This is a genomic window from Sediminibacterium sp. FW305-C-269, assembly GCF_058231045.1.
Genome location: NZ_JBIQXQ010000003.1, coordinates 814,902 through 837,703 on the forward strand (window position 1 = coordinate 814,902; position 22,802 = coordinate 837,703).

General features: G+C 46.4%; 15 protein-coding genes and 1 tRNA gene. 12 read left to right on the top strand and 4 right to left on the bottom strand.

The features are described 5' to 3' along the window. The first annotated feature begins 109 nt into the window (after positions 1 to 109). The 8 genes from ACH3Y6_RS13555 to ACH3Y6_RS13590 all read left to right on the top strand — a co-directional run bounded on the left by ACH3Y6_RS13555 (position 110) and on the right by ACH3Y6_RS13590 (position 11,680). Positions 110 to 1,555, top strand: coding sequence for an arginine deiminase family protein (locus ACH3Y6_RS13555; protein ID WP_490836154.1), 1,446 nt, complete (start codon positions 110 to 112; stop codon positions 1,553 to 1,555). Between the two features lie 31 nt (positions 1,556 to 1,586). Further along, entirely contained in the window at positions 1,587 to 2,507 is a 921-nt protein-coding gene (gene ctlX, locus ACH3Y6_RS13560) for a citrulline utilization hydrolase CtlX (RefSeq protein WP_490836155.1), read from the top strand. A 331-nt stretch (positions 2,508 to 2,838) separates the two neighbouring features. Next, positions 2,839 to 3,825, top strand: a complete 987-nt coding sequence (gene pfkA / locus ACH3Y6_RS13565) for a 6-phosphofructokinase (RefSeq protein ID WP_490836156.1) — start codon at positions 2,839 to 2,841, stop codon at positions 3,823 to 3,825. A gap of 62 nt (positions 3,826 to 3,887) precedes the next feature. Continuing rightward, positions 3,888 to 5,378, top strand: a complete 1,491-nt coding sequence (gene pyk, locus ACH3Y6_RS13570) for a pyruvate kinase (RefSeq protein ID WP_490836157.1) — start codon at positions 3,888 to 3,890, stop codon at positions 5,376 to 5,378. Between the two features lie 78 nt (positions 5,379 to 5,456). Next, a complete protein-coding gene (locus tag ACH3Y6_RS13575) occupies positions 5,457 to 7,307 on the top strand; it encodes a CocE/NonD family hydrolase (RefSeq protein WP_490836158.1) in 1,851 nt (616 codons plus the stop codon). Between the two features lie 35 nt (positions 7,308 to 7,342). Then, a complete protein-coding gene (locus tag ACH3Y6_RS13580; RefSeq protein ID WP_490836159.1) occupies positions 7,343 to 8,977 on the top strand; it encodes a beta-N-acetylhexosaminidase in 1,635 nt (544 codons plus the stop codon). Between the two features lie 101 nt (positions 8,978 to 9,078). Further along, positions 9,079 to 10,980 carry a glucosamine-6-phosphate deaminase gene (nagB, locus tag ACH3Y6_RS13585; RefSeq protein ID WP_490836180.1) on the top strand — a complete coding sequence of 634 codons (1,902 nt, stop codon included), beginning with the start codon at positions 9,079 to 9,081 and terminating at the stop codon, positions 10,978 to 10,980. A 52-nt stretch (positions 10,981 to 11,032) separates the two neighbouring features. Then, on the top strand, positions 11,033 to 11,680 hold the full coding sequence (locus tag ACH3Y6_RS13590; RefSeq protein ID WP_490836160.1) for a phosphatase PAP2-related protein: 648 nt from the start codon (positions 11,033 to 11,035) through the stop codon (positions 11,678 to 11,680). A gap of 5 nt (positions 11,681 to 11,685) precedes the next feature. Here ACH3Y6_RS13590 and ACH3Y6_RS13595 read toward each other — a convergent pair whose 3' ends face one another. Beyond that, entirely contained in the window at positions 11,686 to 12,783 is a 1,098-nt protein-coding gene (locus tag ACH3Y6_RS13595) for a BamA/TamA family outer membrane protein (RefSeq protein WP_490836161.1), read from the bottom strand. Between the two features lie 148 nt (positions 12,784 to 12,931). On the opposite strand from ACH3Y6_RS13595, the gene ACH3Y6_RS13600 reads away from it, so the two are divergent. The 4 genes from ACH3Y6_RS13600 to ACH3Y6_RS13615 all read left to right on the top strand — a co-directional run bounded on the left by ACH3Y6_RS13600 (position 12,932) and on the right by ACH3Y6_RS13615 (position 15,825). Further along, a complete protein-coding gene (locus tag ACH3Y6_RS13600) occupies positions 12,932 to 13,744 on the top strand; it encodes a phytanoyl-CoA dioxygenase family protein (protein WP_490836162.1) in 813 nt (270 codons plus the stop codon). 111 nt (positions 13,745 to 13,855) lie between these two features. Continuing rightward, positions 13,856 to 14,635, top strand: coding sequence for an SDR family NAD(P)-dependent oxidoreductase (locus ACH3Y6_RS13605; protein WP_490836163.1), 780 nt, complete (start codon positions 13,856 to 13,858; stop codon positions 14,633 to 14,635). 73 nt (positions 14,636 to 14,708) lie between these two features. Next, positions 14,709 to 14,782 (top strand) — tRNA-Arg (locus ACH3Y6_RS13610). 545 nt (positions 14,783 to 15,327) lie between these two features. Further along, complete coding sequence (locus tag ACH3Y6_RS13615; protein WP_490836164.1) at positions 15,328 to 15,825, top strand: SRPBCC family protein; 498 nt, start codon at positions 15,328 to 15,330, stop codon at positions 15,823 to 15,825. Between the two features lie 301 nt (positions 15,826 to 16,126). Here the strand turns inward: ACH3Y6_RS13615 and ACH3Y6_RS13620 are convergent, their stop codons facing one another. The 3 genes from ACH3Y6_RS13620 to ACH3Y6_RS13630 form a co-directional block, all read right to left on the bottom strand. Then, entirely contained in the window at positions 16,127 to 17,827 is a 1,701-nt protein-coding gene (locus ACH3Y6_RS13620; protein WP_490836165.1) for an FAD-dependent oxidoreductase, read from the bottom strand. A 217-nt stretch (positions 17,828 to 18,044) separates the two neighbouring features. Continuing rightward, positions 18,045 to 20,081 (bottom strand): glycoside hydrolase family 2 protein, encoded by a 2,037-nt coding sequence (locus tag ACH3Y6_RS13625; RefSeq protein WP_490836166.1) that lies wholly within the window; start codon positions 20,079 to 20,081, stop codon positions 18,045 to 18,047. Positions 20,082 to 20,471: 390 nt separating this feature from the next. Beyond that, the gene (locus ACH3Y6_RS13630) at positions 20,472 to 22,787 is read right to left on the bottom strand and encodes a S8 family peptidase (RefSeq protein WP_490836167.1); all 2,316 of its coding nucleotides are present in this window, start codon (positions 22,785 to 22,787) and stop codon (positions 20,472 to 20,474) included. Between the last annotated feature and the right edge of the window lie 15 nt (positions 22,788 to 22,802).

Genomic DNA, 22,802 nt, shown 5'->3' on the forward strand with positions numbered 1-22,802 from the left:
TTTTGCCTGGATGTACCGCGGACTGAATGCTATGCCGGATCATTGACAACGACCGATCCCCCCTATTGTCAACCCGTTTTTTTCATTGATCCCAGCTTAATTCTTTTGTATGGATAAGATATTATCTGTAAACTCCGAAATAGGAACCTTACGACGTTTATTGGTACACAGTCCGGACAGCGGCCTGGGCAAAGTAGTACCTTCCAAAGCGCAGGACTGGCTGTTCGAAGACATTGTACATCTGGACACCATCCGCCGGAATGAATACGATTATTACACCAAACTGCTGCTGTATTTTCTTGATCCGGGAAAAATAAAAGGGCATCTGGGCAAAATAGATTCCCCTGAAGCCAACCGGAATTTTTATAAACCCGAACATCCTGATTTTTTTGCATCAGAGAATGTGGTAGAGCTGGAATGGCTGCTGGCACAGGTACTGGGCGATAAAGACATCCTTAACAAACTGGTGGCGTCGGTCTGTGCCATCGAGGGTTGTACTTACCGGGTGCAGAACGACTTACTCGGATATACACCTGCCGAACTGGCCAAAACATTCATTTCAGGAACATCGCGCAACAAACAATTGCTGTTTGCCCCGATACCCAATTTCATTTTTACACGTGATATCGGCATCACCATCAAAGATCATGTGCTGCTCAACAAACCCGCTAAAAAAGCACGTACCCGCGAGACCCTGCTGGCCAAATACATTTTCTTCCATCACCCCATGTTCAGCAGGTACCGTGACAATATCATTGAGCTGGCCGATTCGAATCATAGTTTTCTCGTACCCAAGGATGATGATGAAAGAAAGATCACACTGGAAGGCGGAGACATTATGGTAATAAGCGATCAGCATCTGCTGGTAGGCATCAGTGAACGTACCTCCTCGGAAGCCGCCGTAAAAATCACCAATACCCTGTTTGCCAAAGGGCTGATGGAGAAAGTCACCATCATCAAAATACCCAAGAAGCGAGACTATATGCATATCGATACCGTATTCACGCAGGTAAAAAGGGATGTCTGGGTGATGTTAGGTAATTTCTCGCGCAAAGCCATGAAACACGAGGATGAAGATACTGTTGAGCGCATACTCGAAGTGAAAAAAGAAGAGAAGATTAAGATACTGCAGTTCCACAAAAAACATCCGGATAATCCCGTTTCATTCGACAGCCTGGAAGACCTGCTGGCAGACATCAGCAGGAAGGACCTGCACTGCAGCGGCGAAATACGTTTCATCTATTCAGGCAACAATGAGTTTCCGTACAGTGCCAGGGAACAATGGACAGATTCCTGCAACCTGCTGGCGCTGAAAGAAGGTGTGGTACTGGGATACGACCGGAACGACAAGACCACGGAAGCATTCAGGAATGCCGGTTTCCGGGTGATACATGCGAGTGACCTGTTGCAGCAACTGGAAGCTGGCACTATGCAGACGGATACCATCAGCGATACGCTGATACTGATGCCATCGGCAGAATTATCCCGGGCCAGGGGAGGTTTTCATTGCATGAGTATGCCTTTGTGGCGCGAGCCATTGAATCATGATAAGTGAACCGTATCTTGAATTTCAGAAACCCGACAACATGCAGCATACATCACATATACTGATGATCCAGCCGGTGAATTTTGATTTTAACAGCGAAACCGCTGTAAACAACCGTTTCCAGGCCAGGTCTGGCGATGCCAACAAACAGGAGAAAGCCCTGGCAGAGTTCACCCATTTTGTGGCACTGCTCCGGCAGCATGGCATAGACGTGACCGTTGTGGAAGATAGTCCGGAACCACACACACCGGATTCCGTATTCCCCAATAACTGGATCTCTATGCATGAGGATGGCACACTGGTGCTTTACCCGATGTTTGCAGAGAACCGAAGACAGGAAAGAAAGCAGCAGGTGCTTGACAGGCTGCAGGAAAGGTTCACGATCGGTAAAACGATCGATCTTACCCATTTTGAAAAAGAGCATTTATACCTGGAAGGAACAGGCAGTATGGTGTTAGACCGGGAACATAAGATCGTGTATGCCTGTATTTCGCCCAGGACTGATGAAAATGTATTAGCCGCTTTCTGTAAAAAAACCGGTTATCAACCACTCAGTTTTGTGGCAGTTGATCAGGCTGGGGTTCCCATTTACCATACCAATGTGATGATGTGTATGGCAGACAGTTATGTCATCATCTGCCTGGATGCTATCCCGGATAAAGACGACAGGCAGGAGTTACTGGATTCGTTCCGGCAACACCACAAAGAAGTGATCGCCATCAGTAAAGAACAAATGAACCAGTTTGCAGGGAACATGCTGCAGGTGCATAACCGGGAGGGCGTTATTTATTTGGTCATGTCTACACAAGCTTATGTAAGTCTGTCTAAAGAGCAGGTTCAAGCCATTGAGCAACATAACCCTATTCTTCATGCAGATATCGGCACCATTGAAGCCAATGGAGGTGGTAGTGCCCGCTGTATGATGGCTGAAATCTTTCTTCCTGTAAAAGCCCACCACTAAAACGTTCCGGCAACGATTGTTACTAACGCACGTTAGTTGTAAATAAAAAATATATTTACTTTTTATTCAGGTCATCCTGTTTTTCAGGAGAAAAAACAGTCTCCGGAAAGCCTTTACAGCAAAGAATCTGCGCGTTAACTATAAAATAACACGCAGAATTGTTCACAAAATATGGTTTCCTGAAAAGGCGTTTGTCTGGTTTACAGCGATCAGGCACTTGTGATTTATTGCCAAATGCGTATTTTTGGAACTCCGTGTATTTGATACACACACATTTACGAATGATTGCCGTTAATGTTTCACCGCTTTAAAGAAGAATTGCAAAATCACAATGTCTGCTAAACAAGTAACTAAGATTGGTGTACTTACCTCCGGTGGCGATGCTCCGGGTATGAATGCCGCTATCAGGGCTGTAGTTAGAACGGGAATTTACCATGGATTAGAGATTTATGGTATCATGAGGGGCTACAGTGGTATGGTTGAAGATGATATTTTCGAAATGAATTCACGTTCGGTTGCCAATATTATCCAGCGTGGCGGTACCATATTGAAAACAGCAAGATGCAAAGAGTTTTTTGAGTATGAGGGCCGTAAAAAAGCATACGATAACCTCAAAAAAAGAGGCATCGATTCACTCGTAGTAATTGGTGGCGATGGCAGTTTCCGTGGCGCACAGAAATTCAGCAACGAATTCGATATCCCTTGTATCGGTTTGCCCGGTACCATTGATAAAGATATTGCCGGCAGCGATTTCACTATTGGTTTCGATACTGCTGTGAATACCGCCGTTGATGCTATTGATAAGATCCGCGATACCGCCGATGCGCATGATCGCCTCTTCATTGTAGAAGTGATGGGCCGTGATGCCGGTTATATCGCCCTGCACAGTGGTATTGCCACCGGTGCGGAAAATATCCTGATCCCCGAGACCAAGACCGATATCGAAGAACTGATCGCTTCCCTAACCGAAAAGGAGAAACGCAGGAAACTGGTGAACCTGATCGTAGTGGCTGAAGGTGATGAGTTCGGCGGCGGTAATGAGATCGCAGCCATCATCAAAAAAAGATTACCCAATGCAGATACCCGTGTCTGTATACTCGGTCATATACAGCGTGGCGGCGCACCCAGCTGTTTAGACAGGCTGATCGCCAGTCGCATGGGTTACCACGCAGTGGAATGCCTGATCAATGGCAGACACAATGTGATGGTGGGTATCCTGAACAATAAACTGCACTACACTCCACTGGACAACGCAGTAAAAGCCAAACAAAAGATATCTGATGACTGGTTCAAGATCGTTAAGATCCTGGCCAGCTGATGATTTTGAATCAAGTACTGTACAACACAACCATTACAAGCAATCACTAATAAAAAAACACCATGTCTAAAAACCTTGAGAAGTACCTGCACAAAGAAATGGACAAGAATGCGGGTCTTGCGCATGTGGATCACCGAACCAAGATCGTAGCCACCGTAGGCCCCGCCTGCGATACCTACGACAAACTGCTGGAACTGGTGAAAGCCGGTGTTAACGTTTTCCGTCTGAACTTTTCACATGGAAGTCACGAAGATAAACTCAATATCATTGAGCATATCCGTAACATCAACAATACGGAACCTTATAATATTGCCATCCTGGCCGACCTGCAGGGGCCCAAACTCCGCGTGGGAGAGATCGAGAACAATGCACTGGAAGTAAAAGTGGGTGATGTACTCACTTTCACCAACGAAAAATGCATCGGCACCATGGAAAAGATCTATGTATCTTATCCGAACCTGGCAGGTGATGTAACCCTCGGTAATATCATCCTGATCGACGATGGTAAACTGGAAGTGAAAGTGACCGGTGTCGAAAAGAACGGAGATGTAAAAGTAACCGTTACCCTGGGCGGTATCCTCTCTTCCAAAAAAGGCATTAACCTGCCAGACACAAAGATCTCGCTGCCGGCCCTGACAGAAAAAGACCTGGCTGATCTGGAATTCATTATTGAGCAGCAGTGCGACTGGGTGGCATTGAGTTTTGTGAGAGATGTAAAAGACCTGATCATCCTGCGCAGCAAACTGGACGAAAAGAAAAGCAAGACCAAGATCATTGCCAAGATAGAAAAACCGGAAGCCTTGGTGAATATCCGCGACATCATCCTGGAAAGTGATGGTATCATGGTAGCCCGTGGCGACCTGGGTGTTGAATTACCGGTAGAGCAGATCCCGCTGATACAGAAAGAACTGATCCGCAAATGTATCCACCGCGCCAAACCCGTTATCGTGGCTACCCAGATGATGGAAAGTATGATCGACCGTGTAAAACCCAACCGCAGTGAGATCACAGACGTGGCCAATGCTGTACTGGAAGGTGCCGATGCCGTGATGCTGAGTGGTGAAACCGCAGCAGGTCAACACCCTGTGTTGGTTGTACAGACTATGCGCAAGATCATTGCAGAAGTAGAAAGAAAAGAATACCGTTATAACCGGGAAGAGGACCTGAAACCCCAACCCCACTCTCCTTCGTTCCACAGTGATGCGATCTGTTACAATGCCTGTAAGATCTCCGATGATGTGGAGGCCAAAGCACTGATCGGAATGACGCAGAGCGGATACACCGCTTTCATGCTGAGCAGCTACCGTCCCTCATCTCCGCTGTACATTTTCACCAAAGAAAGATCGTTGGTGAACCAGCTGAGCCTTAGTTGGGGTGTAAGGGCATTCTACTATGCGGAAGAGGAAAGTCTCGATGATATCATACAGGACCAGATCGATATCCTGAAAGAAAGGGGCTTCATCAATTCAGGCGATGTAGTGATCAATACCGGAAGTACACCGGTTGACCTGCACCTGCCAACCAATATCATCAAACTCACAAAAGTTAATTAATAACATGTGCTGAAAACTGTAAAAAAGATTCCTGCTCACCGGGAATCTTTTTTTATTTTGAGACCTTAATCACTTTTTATGAAAAAGATCTTCGGTTTGCTTGTGATGATCCTTCCGCTAACCTTGTTTGCACAGAATGCGGATTCTATATGGATCATGAATAACTACACAAAAAAAGAACTGTACATTCCCATGCGCGACGGGGTAAAACTGTTCACCGTTGTTTATGCGCCCAAGAGTACGGAAGAAAAACACCCCATTATCCTTACAAGAACACCTTATTCCTGCGCACCCTACGGAGAAGATAAGATGCCTCCCCTATGGTACAGCACACGGAAATATTTCCTGAAGGAGAATTACTACTATGTGATACAGGATGTCAGGGGCAGATGGATGAGTGAAGGACAGTTTGTGGATGTGCGTCCCTACAAGACCGATAAAAAATCTGCTACAGATATCGATGAATCCACCGATGCGTACGATACCATCGACTGGCTCACCAAGAACCTGGATAACAATAACAACAAGGTAGGCGTGTTCGGCACATCCTATCCCGGTTTTTATGCCACCATGTCGGCCTTGAGCAACCACCCTTCCCTGAAAGCAGTGAGTCCGCAGGCCCCGGTGACAGAGTGGTTCCTGGGAGATGATTTTCACCACAACGGTGCATTCATGATGATGGATGCGTTCAACTTTTATTCCGGTTTTGGCAAACCACGCCCCGCACCCACCACCAAGGGGCCTTCCGGTTATCCGATACCCGTAAAGGACAACTATGAATTTTATATGCGGGCAGGTGCTTTGCCCAACCTGACCAAACTGATGGGCGACAGCATTGCTTTCTGGAAAGACCTGATGAGCCATCCTACCTATGATGCGTTCTGGCAGGCCAGGAATACCCGCAATTTTGTACAGCATATCTCTCCCAATATTCCCACATTGGTGGTGGGTGGTTTATTCGATGCCGAAGACGTGTATGGTGCCTGGAACCTGTACAAAGCCATTGAAGCCAAAACAAAGAACAACAACCAGATCGTAATGGGCCCCTGGTTTCATGGCCAATGGGGTGCACACGATGGCAGCTACCTGGGAAATGTGCAGTTCGGATCCAATACGAGCGCCTGGTACAGGGAAAACATCGAACTGCCTTTCTTTAATTATTACCTGAAAGGGAAAGGATCTGTTGACCAGATCAAAGATGCCAATATCTTTTTCAGCGGTGCCAATGAATGGAAACAGTTTCCTGCCTGGCCACCGGCTAATAGTCAGCCCCAAAACCTGTACCTGCAGAACAATGGGGCGCTCAGTTTCACCAAAACCACAGGCAATACCTATTCAGAATACATCAGTGATCCGGCCAAACCGGTTCCTTATACCGAAGACGTACACCTGGGAAGGACCCGCGAGTATATGACAGACGACCAGCGTTTCGCAGCACGCAGACCGGATGTACTTGTTTTTAAAACCGATATCCTATCAGAAGATATTACCCTGGGAGGACCGCTCACGGCAGACCTGCTGGTAAGTCTTTCCACCACTGATGCCGATTTTGTGGTAAAACTGATCGATGTATTCCCCGATGATTTTACCTACGGCAATGAGGCCAAAAGCAAATACGAAATGAGCGGTTACCAGATGCTGGTTCGTGGAGAAGTGATGCGCGGAAAATTCCGCAACAGTTTTGAAAAACCGGAAGCATTTGTTCCCGGCAAACCTACACAGGTAAAGTTCACTTTACCGGATGTGGCGCATACGTTCCGGAAAGGACACAGGATCATGGTGCAGGTACAGAGCAGCTGGTTCCCGCTGGTAGACAGGAACCCACAGAAATTTACCGATATTTACCATGCCAAAGACACAGACTTCCAGAAAGCCAGTATCAAGGTATACCATAACGCTTCCAGCATCATTCTGCCAGTGATAAAATAATGTTTACGAAAACTTCCTAATAAACAAAGTCCTATATGAAAAAAAGATTACTCTGCTTCTCCCTGCTGTTAACTGTCATGGTAAGCGCTCAGGAGCCAGCCATTATTCCGAAGCCATCCCGTATAGAAATGCAGGATGGAAATTTCAACATCACCCCTTCTACCCAGATCGTACTGAAAGGTGCGGGACTGGATAAAGCGGCGATGTTCCTCAACGATTACCTGCAGAAATTCTATGGTTTCAAACTGGCTGTTACCAAAACGGCCGTAGCCAAAAACAGCATCGTACTGGGACTTGAAAAAATGGAATCAGCGATTGCCGGTGCCTACCGCCTCCAGGTGAACAGAACCGGTGTACAGGTCAAAGGCGATGGTGCTATCGGTGCTTTTTATGCGGTACAGTCGCTTGTGCAACTGTTACCCGTTGAAAAAAAGAAAGAACTCACCATTCCGGCACTGGAGATCGAAGACCAGCCTCGTTTTGCTTACCGCGGTATGCACCTGGATGTGGGCAGACATTTTTACCCCATCGATTTTATCAAGAAGTTCATCGACTATATTGCCCTGCATAAGATGAATACGTTTCACTGGCACCTGACAGAAGACCAGGGCTGGCGTATTGAGATTAAAAAATATCCCAGGCTGACCCAGGTAGGAGCTTACCGCAATGGCACGATCATTGGCCACCATCCGGGAACCGGCAACGACCAGACAAAGTATGGCGGTTATTATACCCAGGAGCAGGTGAAAGAGATCGTGAAATATGCAAGCGACAGGTTCATCACCGTGATCCCCGAGATAGAAATGCCCGGACATGCTTCTGCAGCCATTGCGGCTTACCCCCAGCTGAGCTGTTTTCCTGATGAAGCCACCAAACATCCGGCCAAAGTGAGCTGGCATGGCGACAGTACCGGCAAACAGGTACAACAATCCTGGGGAATTTACCCGGATGTATTTGCACCAACAGAATACACTTTCAAATTCCTGGAGAACGTACTGGATGAGGTGATTGCTTTATTCCCTTCCACCTATATCCATATCGGAGGTGATGAATGTCCGAAAGAGAACTGGAAACGTTCCGCATTCTGTCAGCAACTCATCAAAGAGAAAGGTCTGAAGGACGAGCATGACCTGCAGAGTTATTTTATCCAGCGTATTGAAAAATACCTCAACAGCAAAGGTCGTCAGATCATCGGTTGGGATGAGATACTGGAAGGCGGACTGGCACCCAATGCCACCGTCATGAGCTGGCGGGGAGAAAAAGGCGGTATTGAAGCGGCTAAACAAAAACACAATGTAATCATGACCCCTAACAGTTATGTGTATTTCGATTATGCACAGAACAAACAGGAAGATTCATTGGTGATCGGCGGCTACCTGACCGTGCAGAAAGTATACAATTATGAACCCGTACCCGCAGCGCTGGCGGCAGAAGATACCAAATACATCCTGGGAGCACAGGCCAATGTATGGTCGGAATACATGAAAACGCCGGCTAAAGTTGAATACATGGTATTCCCACGTATGAGCGCTTTAAGTGAAGTGCTTTGGAGCCGTAAAGAAGCCAGAAACTGGTCGGATTTTGAAAAAAGAATGGAAAAACAGACCAAACGGTATGAATTGTGGAATGCCAGTTACAACAAAAAATACCTGGATCCCGCTAATAAATAGTGTTGGATTTTGCGGAAATCACCTAAAAAACTGCATGTTTTTGCGTTTTTATAGCGAAATTTACCTCCAAATAACAAGAAAAGCAAGCAACAAAATACAATATCATGGTTGACTCATTTGAAAAGATCCCGGTTAAAATTTTTAAAGATTCGCATTCAGGCTCTGACTTTGTAGCCCAGGAAATCGCAAAGCTGATACGCGAAAAAGCAGCTGCCAATCAACCCTGTGTACTGGGTATGGCCACCGGCGGTACCCCTATTGAACTATATGCAGAACTGGTGCGTATGCACCGCGAAGAAGGACTGAGCTTTAAAAATGTCATCACTTTTAACCTGGATGAATATTACCCGATTGAAAAAAATGCTTTCCAGAGTTACTGGAGCTTTATGCACCGGCATTTGTTCAATCATGTAGACATTGACCCTGCCAATATCCATATCCCTAACGGAAGCTGGCCCAAAGAGGAGATCAAAAAATATTGTACTGAGTATGAAGCGAAAATGGAAGCTGTTGGCGGTGTAGACCTGCAGATTCTGGGGATTGGTCTGAACGGCCATATCGGTTTCAACGAACCCGGCTCCAGCATTTTTTCCAGAACCCGGCTGGTGAACTTGCAGAACACCACCCGGATCGCCAACACCTACGAGTTCGAGAATATTTCCAAAGTACCCCGCCTGGCCATTACCATGGGTATCAGCAATATCCTGAAAGCCAAACGCATTATGCTGATGGGCTGGGGACAAAAAGCCGCCATCATTGCCAAATCGGTGGAAGGCGATGTGACCGAACAGATACCAGCCAGCATTCTGCAGCAACATGGCGACTGCACATTCGTGATAGATGAAGCTGCAGCATCAGAACTGACCCGTGTAAAATCGCCATGGTTAACGGGAGATTGCATATGGACACCCCAAATGATCAAACGGGCTGTGGTTCATATGGCATTGAAACTGGATAAGTCCGTATTGAGCCTCACGTCCAACGATTATCTCGAAAACGGTCTATCAGACCTGCTGGTAGAAAAAGGCGATGCGTATGAGATCAACCTGCAGGTATATTATCTCCTGCGAGACAGCATTACAGGATGGCCCGGCGGTAAACCCGGTGCTGTAATCCCGGCACATCCCGAAAGAAGTGAACCGCATCCGAAAAGATGTGTGATCTTCTCCCCTCACCCCGATGATGACATCATCAGCATGGGCGGAACTTTCATGCGCCTGCACGACCAGGGACATGAAGTGCATGTGGCTTACCAGACCAGCGGCAATATTGCCGTTACCGATGAGTTCGTTACCCGTTTCATCGATTTTGCCGTTGGTTTTGAAGACATGTTTGGGATCGATAATAAGAAAAGTCAACAGATCCTTTCAGATGCAAGAAAATATATTGCCAGCAAGGAAAAAAACCAAAGCGATACAGCAGAGATCCGCGCCATCAAAGGACTGATCAGGCGTTGCGAGGCAAAAGCCACCTGTCGTTATGTGGGCCTCACCGACGATCGCGCTCATTTTATGAACCTGCCCTTTTATGAAACCGGCACCATCGACAAAAACCCGATGGGAGAAGAAGATGTACGCCTGACCATGGAATTGCTGAACAAATTGAAACCGCATCAGATCTATTGCGCCGGCGACCTGGCCGATCCACACGGTACACACAAAGTTTGTCTTGACATTATCTTCGAAAGCATGCGCCGTTTGAAAGCCGCTGGTGAAGAATGGGTCAAAGATTGCTGGGTATGGTTATACAAAGGTGCATGGCAGGAATGGGATATCGCCGAGATCGAAATGGCGATACCGATGAGTCCAGACCAGGTCATGAAAAAACGCTTCGGCATCTTTATTCACCAGTCGCAGAAAGACATGGTTCCCTTCCAGGGATCAGACAGTCGTGAATTCTGGCAGCGGGCAGAAGACAGGAATGCCAACACCGCAAACCTGTATGCGGCACTGGGCATGACCAAATACGCTGCTATGGAAGCTTTTGTGAGGTGGCATTATTAACGGCCACCCCACAAAACCTTTTACCTACATTCGTTCTGCTTATTTTTACCGGATGCGAGACCAGAGAACAGCCAGGAAGGCGATTGCTATTGCATGGAGTGAAGCCTGGAAGAACCCCATTTTCAAAAAGAAGACCATTGTATACAGCAGCCTGCTGATCGGCCTGTTGTGCGTGTTCCCTTATTTTTTCGCCTATATAGAACAGAGAGAGGGTATTCAATTACAGGATCCCCTGCTGGATATGATTCCGGGCGTGGATGTGTCGTTGGCGACTTTCCTGGTGATCTGGTCCATGACGCTGTTCCTCTGGACAAGGCTCTTGCAAACACCTTCCCTGTTCCTGCTCACACTCTGTTCGATGGTGCTCCTTTTCATTTCCAGGCTGATCAGCATCAGCCTGGTACCACTGAACCCGCCAGAAGGACTGATTCCATTGAAAGATCCCATTGTGAGTTTGTTTTACGGAGGTACCGACGTGTTCATTACCAAAGACCTTTTTTATTCAGGCCATACTTCCACACAGTTCCTGTTTTTTCTTTGCCTGAAACAAAAAAGGGATAAGCGGATCGCGCTGGCAGCATCCTTCATTGTAGGCGCACTGGTGCTGATACAACATGTACACTATACCATTGATGTGGCTGCTGCTTTTGTACTGCCCTGGCCTGTTTACCTGATCGGCAAAAGACTGGCCAAACATTGACCCACTCAGAAAGCTTCGCCCAGCTGCAGGTAGAAGCCATTGTTCTTACCCTGGCCAATTCCGTAATCGATGCGGATATTGAGTTTTTCCTTTTTGTTCACGGCAAAACGCAGACCGCCGCCATAGGAGTATTTGAAATCGTTAACTGCATAATCAGAAAAATTCCTGCCCACCGTTCCTGTTCCGCCAAATAACACCGCGCTAAAACGTTTGTACAGCGGGAACCGGTATTCAGCCTGGAAGACGATCTGGTTCTTATCCTTATACCGTCCATCATAATATCCCCGCATACGGTTGGCACCACCGAAAGAAGCAAGGCTGCGGATGGGTACATCACCGGTATTATTAAAACTGAATAACTGGAAGGCCAGCACATTTTTTTTCAACGCCACATATTTACGCAGGTCGAACACGAAATTGGTATACACATAATCAGCCCCCCAGAACTTACTGAAATGATTCAGTGAAAACTGGTAGAAAAAACCCCGGTCCGGCGCAAATGCGTTGTTGCGTTTATCCCAGGTAAGGCTTCCCCCCAGACCGGATACATGATAATCATACCTGCCCGCTACCTGCTGCTGGTCAAACTTGCCACCGGACTGGTAAGTGATATCCCAAACCTTCTGTTTTTCGAACAATACGCCACCGAAAAAATGAGGGGCTATTTTACGCAACAGGTGCAGGTAAACATAATACTGTTTGAACTTATAAGGTTCCTCATCTGCATCCTGGGTGTTTTTGCCCAGTCCCCAGAATTTATCCGGATAAGAGCTGAAAGAAAGCTGCTCGTTCAGGATATACTTTTCCTTATCAAAATACTGTGAGCCATTGATGGCAGTAACCAATTGTTTTTTGGTGGAGTAGAGCAATAAGATCTGCATATTGGAGGTTCTGGAAATAGTATCCGCCCGATTCGGGCGAAAAGTAAGTGAGCCCACGGAGCCGAAAGACCAACCCGTTTCAATAGAACGTGCGATCACCGGGAAAAAAAGCAGGCTTTTTTGTTTAACACTGTCTTTTTGCGCAGAAACAGGTAAATACAGGGATAAAAAGCCCAAAAACAGCCCGGAATATGTCAGGAACAGGAATCGTTTACGTCTCATAAAAGCTGTAAATTAACCTCTTATACTTTAACAAGGGAAAAACTCCTCATAAAATGCGTAGATTTGCTGTCATTTTGTACATTTTCAGGCAACAATTTTGTAATATTAATTTAACATTATAGTTATCAACAACGCAATAGGATCAGGAATGAAAAAATGGGAAAGTCATTTTGAGCTGGGAGATACGGTAACTGCGGAGCAATTGAACTTCTTTGACCGGCATGGCGTCATTGTTTTCAGGAATTTTATCAGCCGGGAACAAGTGGCCGTTTATATCAATGAATTGAAACGGCTGGAAGCACTCTGGCTGGAAGAGAAACGCGATAAAGTGAATGGTATTCCCTTGAAGTTTGGCAAGGATGAGCAGGGCAATAAGACCATCCAGCGTCTTTGTTTCAGTTCTTTGTACAGTGAGCCCCTGCATCATTTACTGGAAGAGCCCAGGCTGAAAACCCTGATGGCTTTCCTCACGCCTTATGAAGGACGCATCGCAGAAAATGAGAAAGATGGCCTGGTGATCAATAACTATATCAACACCCCCAACAGCACTTTCACGCAGATGGGCTGGCATACAGATTCACCCCGCGACCTGTTCCTGGGACAAAAAATCATGCCAATGCTGAATGTGGGTATCCACCTGGATGATTGTCCGTTTGAAAATGGCGGTCTCAGGGTAATCCCAGGAACCCACAAGCAGAACATGTTAAAGCTATTGTTTGGCAAGAAATATTTTATTGATAACAATGATGATCCGCGTGAAGTGGGTTTTGACATGCATTCCGGGGATCTTTCGGTACATGACGGACGCCTGTGGCACAGGGTAAAACAATCTCCCAAATTCGGGGAAGAAAGCCGTCGCCGTGTGATGTATGTACCCATGGTTACCGGAAAATACAAACCCAAGGATGAGAACAGTAAAACGCCTTTTTACCATCGTTTTACCGGCAAAGTGCATCATTGATCTATTGAATATGAATTTGCAGAAGCCAACGCATTGTTGGCTTTTTGCTTTTATTATTGCAGCATGACAGCCAACCGGCAACAGCCCTGCTGCAAATAAAATAACTGTACTATGTCCTACGCATTAATCACAGGCGCCAGTAAAGGAATTGGCAGAGCTATTGCCAGAGAATTGGCCGCAAAAAAGACCGATCTGCTACTGGTGGCCCGAAGCGAACAGCTATTGCAGGCACTGGCGGCAGAATTATCGGCACATTATGGCGTAAAAACAGCCTGGCTGGCCATAGACCTGGCAAAACAGGATGCACCCACCCGCATTAACAACTGGGTAACAGAACAGGGCTATCCCGTGCATATACTGGTGAACAATGCCGGGTTTGGACTGGGAGGATCATTTGAACAACACCCGGTAGAAGCCAACCGTGATATGATGCAGGTAAATATGCTGGTACCTGTAGAACTCTGCAGCCTGCTGATACCGGAATTAAAGAAACATCCCCGGGCCTATATCCTCAATATAGCCAGTTCGGCAGCCTACCAGGCAGTTCCGGGTTTGTCCGTTTATGCCGCCACCAAGTCCTTTCTATTGAGTTTTAGCCGGGGTTTACAATACGAATTAAGAAAAACTACTATTTCTGTTACAGTGGTCAGTCCGGGGGGCACTGCCACCGAATTTGCCAGTACTGCCCGGTTAAGTGAAAAAGCCGTAAAAGCCGGGGAAAAACTGAATATGACCGCCGAAGCCGTGGCCCGACTGGCCGTAAAAGCCATGTTTGCCAGGAAAACAGAGCTGATCACCGGCTGGTTAAATAAAGTGGGGGCCGCACTGGTATGGCTATTGCCCAAACAGCTAACAGAAAAAACAGCCGCGGGCATCTATGAAATAAAATAATTTAACAGGAATCAAGTGTTAGGTTTTGTCAATTCTTGTTTAGGTCTTATATTTGCAACCCCAAACGGGAAATGGCTGCGTAGCTCAACTGAATAGAGCATCTGACTACGGATCAGAAGGTTTCAGGTTTGAATCCTGACGCGGTCACAAAGAGCCACTGTAACGATCGTTATGGTGGCTTTTTTATTGCGCATCCTCTGCCCGCCGATGTTGGTCGCCTCACCAACATCCAACAAAAATCTAGTAAGGTGTAATTATTCTGTATCATTTGATTCATTCTGGACGCTCCTGGCATACTGGGTGATTGTTGGTCACCTGACATAATTGTTCGGAACAATGAACTGTCTTTTCGTATACTTTTACCGGCTCTTGAGGGCGGATATCAATTATTTTTCTTGTATTTCTTTCGGAACTTTAGTCCCAGGTTCTATTAGATTATCCTTTTTTAAAAAAATAACTCTGGGCTAAAGCCTAATCAACTCTTTAGAAAATCCCTTATCCACGCCCTGAAGGGCGCGGCAATGTTAGTAAACAGCATTTCCTTCCGAACACTTGTGGTTGCCTCACCACCCATCATCCCACAGTATGGCAAGAGCTTCTGCAATTTTGTTGGATATTGATCAGCGATCAACATTGGCTATAAAATATCGGGAGAGTAAGATATTGCATTTCATATAACCTATAAACATCCAATGACAAGAACAATAAAAATAAAAACGTTTTATCCCTATTCCACTGAAAAATTGTGGAGGGCATTAACAGAAGCAACACTGCTCAGTAGTTGGTTTATGGAGAATGACATAGAGCCAAAGCCAGGTCATTCTTTTACTTTCCGAATGAAACCACAGAAAGGTTGGGACGGGATCACCTATTGCGAAATAACAGCTATTGAACCCCAAAGACATATTGCCTATACTTACCGTGGAGAAGCAACCGGTGAAAAAATAGTTGCCTGTGCAGGTATTCATTCCGATACAGCCGATAATTTATCAAAAGGTATTTTTGCTAGGTTGGACACGGCACTAAGTTTTACATTGGAACCAATTGGTGGAGGAACCATTCTTTCATTAGAACATGCTGGCTACAAAGGATTGAAACAGGTACTCATCAGTTGGGTCATGCAAATGGGCTGGAAAAAGCAATTGAGAAAAAAACTTCCAATTGTATTAGAGCGGCTGGTAAACATATAGGACCTATGCCAACGAGCTTCCGGAATGAATCAAATGACACAGAAGAGTCGCTCTTTATAGCATTTTTTAGTTGTTTGTGTCGGCGACCAACATAGGCGGTAGCATATCAGCATAAAAGAGCCACTATAACAATTCTTACAGTGCTCTTTGTGACCGCGTCAGGATTCAAACCTGAAACCTTCTGATCCGTAGTCAGAAGACTCTGTCATAAGGCAAGGCATTTGCAGGTAAGTAATCAAAACACAGCTCAATGTACAGAATTTAATACGCTATTTTATAGCATTTGCTACCCTATCCCGAATCAGATATCCAATCTCTTCATCTGTTTAACCGCATAATCGCAGGCCCTTGCAGTAAGAGCCATATATGTGATAGAGGGGTTAAGACAGGAACTGGAACTCATGCAGGAACCATCTGTAATGAATACATTGGGTACTTCGTGCATCTGGTTAAAACCGTTGAGAACTGATGTTTTTGGGTCCTTCCCCATCCTGGCAGTGCCCATTTCATGATTGGCATTACCGGGAGCGGATATGCGCGAAGTATCGGTAACTTTCTGATACCCCAACGATTCCAGCATCTCCTTTGCAGTAGCCGCCATATCCTTATGCATCGTTTGCTCATTCTCCCGGAAAGTACAGTCAATACTGATCATCGGTAATCCCCACGGATCGGTTTTGGTTTTGCTCAGCATCACCCGATTGTCTGCATAGGGCAAACATTCTCCATAACCATACATGCGTATCTTCCAGGGACCCGGTTCGCACATGGCATCTTTAAAGCCGGCACCGATCTGTTCCATAGGTTCTGCAGAACTCCGTGAAGCACTGGCATTTAAATGATAACCCCGTAAAAAGCGATTATCCGGCTCCAGGATATTTTTAAAACGGGGAATATACAAAGCCGTAGGCCTGCGCCCATAATAATAACTGTCTTCAAAACCTTCTACAGATGCGGTTACGGAGATCCCTTTGTGGTGATCCATCAGATTACGTCCAACCTGGTCGCTGCTATTACCCAGACCATTTGGGAAACGGGAGGAAACAGAACGCAACAATATAGCTGCCGTGGCAACAGTGGAAGCATTCAGAAAGATCACCCGTGCAAAGAATTTTTCTGTCTGCCGGGTCTCTATATCCATCACTTCTACACCGGTTGCTTTCTTTTTTTGCTCATCGTATAATACATGCAGCACCAGTGAACCCGGACGAACCGTGAGATTACCCGTAGCAGCAGCGGCCGGTATCGTACCCACATTGCTGCTGAAATAGGCACCGAACGGACATCCTCTGTGACAAAGATTACGTGCCTGGCACTGGGTACGGTGATGTATCGGCCGGGTGAGATTAGCGGTACGGCCCATGATCAGTTTCCGGGTGCTATAGGCAGATTCAAGACGGGTCTTGAAATCTTTCTCCACGCAATTCATCTCAAAAGCTGGCTGAAACGATCCATCCGGTAATGATGCAATACCGTCTTTATTACCGCTTACCCCTACAAACTTTTCTACATAGTCGTACCAGGGAGCCAGGTCGCGGTAACGGATGGGCCAGTCTACCCCGTATCCATCTTTCAGGTTTGATTCAAACTCGTGGTCGCTCCAGCGATAACAGGCCCGACCCCATAAAAGTGAACGGCCACCTACAATATCTCCGCGAACCCAGTCAAACCGGTTGATCTCTTCGTAAGGGTTCTGCGTGTCGTTAATATAAAACTGTTTATTATCGTCCCGATAAGAATAATGACGGGTCTGTATATGGTGATCTTTTTTATCTGCTTGGGAGAGTGTACCCCGGTGCTCGAATTCCCAGGGCATTTTGCCGGCTGTTGGATAATCGCCATGTGCCAGATCCCTGCCACGGTCGAGCAACAATACTTTTAATCCTTTTTCACACAATTCTTTCGCAGCCCATCCCCCACTGATCCCGGAGCCTACCACTATAACATCAAAACTGTTTTTATCTTTTGCTTTCGCTGGTACAAAAGAAGAATCACCCGGCATTTGATTATTTTTTCAATGAAGGTTAAATGTATCATTTTTTCTTCTGGTGACAAAACTGAATCAGTAGTATATCAGGCATGTTATATCCACACAAAAGCCAGGGTATCTTTTTTGAGAAGAACAAAATTCTCCAGCATCCTGTACACTTGTGCCTTCCTGTTTTTGTAAAGGAATTGGCTCGCTAAGGCGCAAAAGTGCTGTTGGGGGTACTGTTTTGCTATAACTGCTTTTGTATGGCGATATAGCCGGTTGGTCTGGTAATGGTAATGAACCCGGGAACCTTATAGGTATCACCTACCTCAACCGTAATCTGTTGTCCGGGTGCTATGTCAGGCAACGGTATGACTTTCCCATTTTCAAAACCATCTGCTGAGTCGGAATAATAGAGACGGTATCCTTTTACCGTATGTTGTGGCAGTCCCATGCTGCCCATCAACACAATTTCCAGAGTCTGGTTTGTTTTTTGACGCCAGGAAACCAGTTCTACCGGAGTAGACAGGTTGCGCAGCATCTGCATGGAGGGTTTGGGTGTTCCGTACATATCGTACACACCATGTATCCTTCTGCGGTATTTGCCTGTATCATACGTGCCGGGATAATGGGTCCGGTAATCTGTGAGATCAAAATAGATAGCGCCTTCCACATAGGGCTTGGATTCATAAACAGCCATATGATAGATCATGTCTTTTACCCTTCGCTCATCGCCTCCTTTGAAATTGGGTTCGCACAAACCAAATTCAGAAATGAAAAAAGGCTTATCGGGATAACTCAGGTGTACACTGTCGAGATACTGGCTCAGTTTAGCTTCCGGTATATTCCACCAGCTTCCGCCATATTCATTCATCATGATAAAATCTCCCTTAGCAGCCGCATCGGGTACAAAATGGGGATGCGTATAGAACTTATCGGTAAGGGTATTACTAATATAGGCCGTGGTTCGGGTGGAATCACATTGTCTGGCCCGGTCGATCAGTTTCCCGATCATGTTCCGCATGTCTTCAGACCTGCCCCGAAGTTCATTACCTACTCCCCAGGCAAATATGGAAGGATGGTTGTAGTAGTTGCGGATCATGCTTTCCAATTGCCGCATAGCGATGGATTGAATGGTATCATTGGCCGGTGTTTCCGGTCCCCACAACGGTATTTCCTGCTCTACCAAAATCCCGTTCCGGTCGCAGAAATCGTAAAACAGATCGGACTGCTGAAAATGCTGGCGGGTGAAAATACCGTTGACTTCTTTTATCAAACGGGCGTACCTAACGATCTCACTCGCGGGCTCTGCAAAACCAACATCGGGATTACTGCCGGCAGTCCACTCCACTCCCATCAATTTTATCCGTTCACCATTTAAGAAAGTTTGTCCATTTTCAAATGTCAGCTCCCGGAAGCCGATGGTGGTGCTAACCCTATCTACCGCTTTCCCCTGGTGATACAAGGTTAGTTCTACCTGGTACAGGTTGGGAAAGTCGAAATGCCAGGGATGTACCTTTGTTAATGACAGCTGTTGAATCAGCTCCCCTTCTTTCCAGACGGGTGTAACCAGGGTATCAAGGATCAACTGATGCGTGGGTTGGTTTTCTTCGCGGATGGTGATGCCCAACTGTATGGATTTGTCAGGCAGGTTTTTACCCACCGCTAATTGTAAACTGCCTTGCAGGGTTTGCGTATTCAGGTGCGGGGTGGCATGCAGATAGGTGGCGGTTATCTGCCGGTTATCGGTCAGCAGTAAAGCTACGGGACGTATGATGCCCCCATCATTGGGCCAGTCAAAAGAATCGCCAAAAGGAACTTTCTGTTTCCCAAAATCATTATTGACGGCAATGGTAATCAGGTTTTCTTTTCCGTACCATACCTGGTCGTTCAGATTCACAAAAAACTTACTGAATCCATCACCCAGGTTCTCGGCTATTTTTTTCCCGTTTACATAGATATAAGCTGTGTGGTTAACCGCTTCCAGCTGCAGTACCAGGTTCTTATTTTTCCAGTGGGCCGGTACCTGTAGCTTTTTCTGGTACCATCCCCAGCCATAATGATTTTCTGTTGCCGGCGTAACATTCCAGGTATGTGGTAAATGAACGGTCTGCGCCAGGGGCAATTCTTTCCTGAACCAGGCTTCTTTTTGTCCGACCTTATCTTTATCCACTGCAAACTGCCAGTCGGAATTGAGCGGTATGGTATCTCTCTGCGCCCGGGATGAATAACCGAAACATAAGAACAATAAAAACAAGGGTAAATGAGTTGTGTATTTTTTCATATACATGCATATCCGTTTGTAAACCGCCAGGGCAAACCTGCCCAATCTTTTTAGCCATCTTTATTCAACAATCCGTTCCATCGAAAATATTCAGGCGTGTGATAGTTTTGCCGTTACCCTTACCCATATTCTTTTATTCCTGGAAAAAACGATGACGATCTGAATGCAGAAGGTATCCTGCAAAGCTACTAAACCGGCCCTCATTTTCATGGGTTTTCTGACCAAAACCCATCACAACTCAACATTACAATCATTCAATTCAATAATGCTGAATAAAACATATGCCGTCGGCGCCTGGCAACTTTTTTGCCTTATATCTACTGAACACACAAAAGAAATAAATGAAATATGTGCAGGTAAAAACGGTCATTAGCAGTGCCCCCAGGTATCTCACTGCACCAGAAGCTGCCTCAGCAACACTTCACTACCGTTATCTATCCTGATAAAATACATACCACTGGCCAAATAAGGGGTTACCCAACGTTCTGTGGCTGTATCGGTAGAAAAGGAATGCAGTTTTCTTCCGTTCCCATCCAACAAAGTTATACGTCGCTTTCCGGCTTCCCTGAATGCAAAATACAATGGAGCACCTGCACGTACCGGATTGGGATAAAACAGGTCTGTTGTATGCGTAAAGAAAAAGGCTTCTGTATACACGGACGGAAATGGGTTTCTGTTTGCCGGAAAAATGACTACACGATACTGGTTGATCCCTTGATGCGGACTCACATCCAGCACTGCCATTTCAGTGGCCTGCGCCTTGCCACTGTACAATATTCTCCAACTGCCCATTTGTTTGTGCTGTATCTGAATGCTATCTAACGCTGTTACCGCACTGAGTTGTAACAAAAGGGATATTGCATTTGATCCAGGCGTGGCCGTAAAATAGTCTGTGAGGCAGCCCTGTCCCATATCCCTATCAGAACGGATCTGTGCTGATCTCCCGTACTGTTGCGCATTTATCGGCAGGATGACCCACAAAGGCTGACGGATCAAATCAGCCATTGCAAGCCAGGTATAAGAGTGGGTAGTGCCTGGATATCCCTTTAGTGGAATCCACGGATCCCGGCTAAGATCTCCGATCCAGCTTACGCGGCCAGTGGTTGTGGACTGCCACTCCACCCATACAGAATCCCCACAAACGGAAACCGTTTTTAATTGGGGCTGCGGCTGAAGATGTATCCAGGGCGATATTATTTCGGCACTCCCCTGGCGTAACCGGAATCGGTATTTTCCCGTTTCCTGCTTCTCCGGTTTCCAGAACAGGCTGTTTCCGGTTATTGCTGACTGCAGCTGTCTAATGGTACCCGTTGTATCTTCATACAACAGCTGTTTGGTCGCCCCAGGATCTCCGATCCAGGAAAGAAATACACCGTTACTGTCGTAGAAAATATCGGAACTTACCGGGGTTATCCATTCGACCGGCATACGCTCATCAAAAGCATAACTGATATAAAAATGCTGCTTATCTCCATTTGGGATGGTGGTGGCTTTGACTTTTATTTCCAGTACCGTATCAACGGGTTCGGCTATGAATAGCTGTTCATTGTTATTCAGGTGATCCTCTCCGGGAACAGGCGCTGCCATAAGCATGGCCGGAACAGGCGCTGTTGATAAGAGATTTGGTAACCAACGGGGTCCATCGCTTGGTTGGTGACAACTGATATCCAGATCATTCATGAGCGCCCTCCCCACACCAGCCTTTGCCGGAGGATCTATCCAGGAGAGCGTGATGGTAAGGTTACGACAGGCAGGCGGTATCCGGATATGGCAGACAACACTATCTGCCATGGACAATGTTCCGTATATAAACTGTTGCCTGTCGATGATCCTGAGTGATCGTAACAGGTCCAGACCACCATACCCGGATACATGAGAGATTTTTCCGTTTGTTTTGATGGCAGCCGACAAAAGGGCTGACCGCAATAAGGCTGAAGAAGGCAATGCGCCATATTTCTGCCGGTATAGATCCTGCAACAACAGAACCGAACCGGCAACCACAGCTGCCGCATCCGAACTGCCATTCTCACTAAAAGCGGTTATCTCAGGTTTGATACGACCGTCATAAGCCGGCCCCCGTGAACTGAATGATACTATCTGGTCATTCATGCCGGTTGCCCCAACCACTAAGCTATTTTTGGACTGTTTAAAATTACCGGTGAGATTTGACCAACCGGGTAGTTGATCATACTTCCCACCCGTGGCTATTGAGAGGCCCGAATTACCGGACGAAAAAATATACAATAAAGAACTGTCACTTACTGCAGCAGCATCATACAATGCCGCTTCCAGGCCGTAATAATTTTCTATATCCGTTCCATACGCATATAAATGGGTGCTTACTTTCCATTCCTGCATCCGCTGTTGATCAGGTAACAGGTTGCGAAAAGAGGTATTGTAGATGAAAACACCGGGCGCTAATCCAAGTGCACGATCACCGGTAAGTCCCGAGCCTGCAACCAGGCAGGCCAGTTCTGTGGCATGATTGCCTTTTGCTGCCAGTGGAAATTCCTGAAAAATGACTTTACCACGCAGGTCTAACAACTGCGTATCAATATTGTCATCTCTGATAGCCATCCGCAGCTGATCCCCCTTAAGCTGCGGATACCATTGCCGGGCAGCCAGGATACGGTTATGATAATAATGACCAGGGTAAACCAATGATTGCGCCGTAACAGCTAACCAACTGACACAAGTTGCTGCCATAAGCAATATGCCCCT

Bases quoted from the DNA above. Each gene is read 5' to 3' on its own strand.
- ACH3Y6_RS13605 (WP_490836163.1), top strand. From the start codon at position 13,856: ATGTCCTACGCATTAATCACAGGCGCCAGTAAAGGAATTGGCAGAGCT.
- ACH3Y6_RS13625 (WP_490836166.1), bottom strand. From the start codon at position 20,081: ATGAAAAAATACACAACTCATTTACCCTTGTTTTTATTGTTCTTATGT.
- ACH3Y6_RS13595 (WP_490836161.1), bottom strand. From the start codon at position 12,783: ATGAGACGTAAACGATTCCTGTTCCTGACATATTCCGGGCTGTTTTTG.
- ACH3Y6_RS13555 (WP_490836154.1), top strand. From the start codon at position 110: ATGGATAAGATATTATCTGTAAACTCCGAAATAGGAACCTTACGACGT.
- ACH3Y6_RS13575 (WP_490836158.1), top strand. From the start codon at position 5,457: ATGAAAAAGATCTTCGGTTTGCTTGTGATGATCCTTCCGCTAACCTTG.
- ACH3Y6_RS13580 (WP_490836159.1), top strand. From the start codon at position 7,343: ATGAAAAAAAGATTACTCTGCTTCTCCCTGCTGTTAACTGTCATGGTA.
- ACH3Y6_RS13620 (WP_490836165.1), bottom strand. From the start codon at position 17,827: ATGCCGGGTGATTCTTCTTTTGTACCAGCGAAAGCAAAAGATAAAAAC.
- ACH3Y6_RS13590 (WP_490836160.1), top strand. From the start codon at position 11,033: ATGCGAGACCAGAGAACAGCCAGGAAGGCGATTGCTATTGCATGGAGT.
- ACH3Y6_RS13630 (WP_490836167.1), bottom strand. From the start codon at position 22,787: ATGGCAGCAACTTGTGTCAGTTGGTTAGCTGTTACGGCGCAATCATTG.
- ACH3Y6_RS13600 (WP_490836162.1), top strand. From the start codon at position 12,932: ATGAAAAAATGGGAAAGTCATTTTGAGCTGGGAGATACGGTAACTGCG.
- pyk (WP_490836157.1), top strand. From the start codon at position 3,888: ATGTCTAAAAACCTTGAGAAGTACCTGCACAAAGAAATGGACAAGAAT.
- ACH3Y6_RS13615 (WP_490836164.1), top strand. From the start codon at position 15,328: ATGACAAGAACAATAAAAATAAAAACGTTTTATCCCTATTCCACTGAA.
- ctlX (WP_490836155.1), top strand. From the start codon at position 1,587: ATGCAGCATACATCACATATACTGATGATCCAGCCGGTGAATTTTGAT.
- pfkA (WP_490836156.1), top strand. From the start codon at position 2,839: ATGTCTGCTAAACAAGTAACTAAGATTGGTGTACTTACCTCCGGTGGC.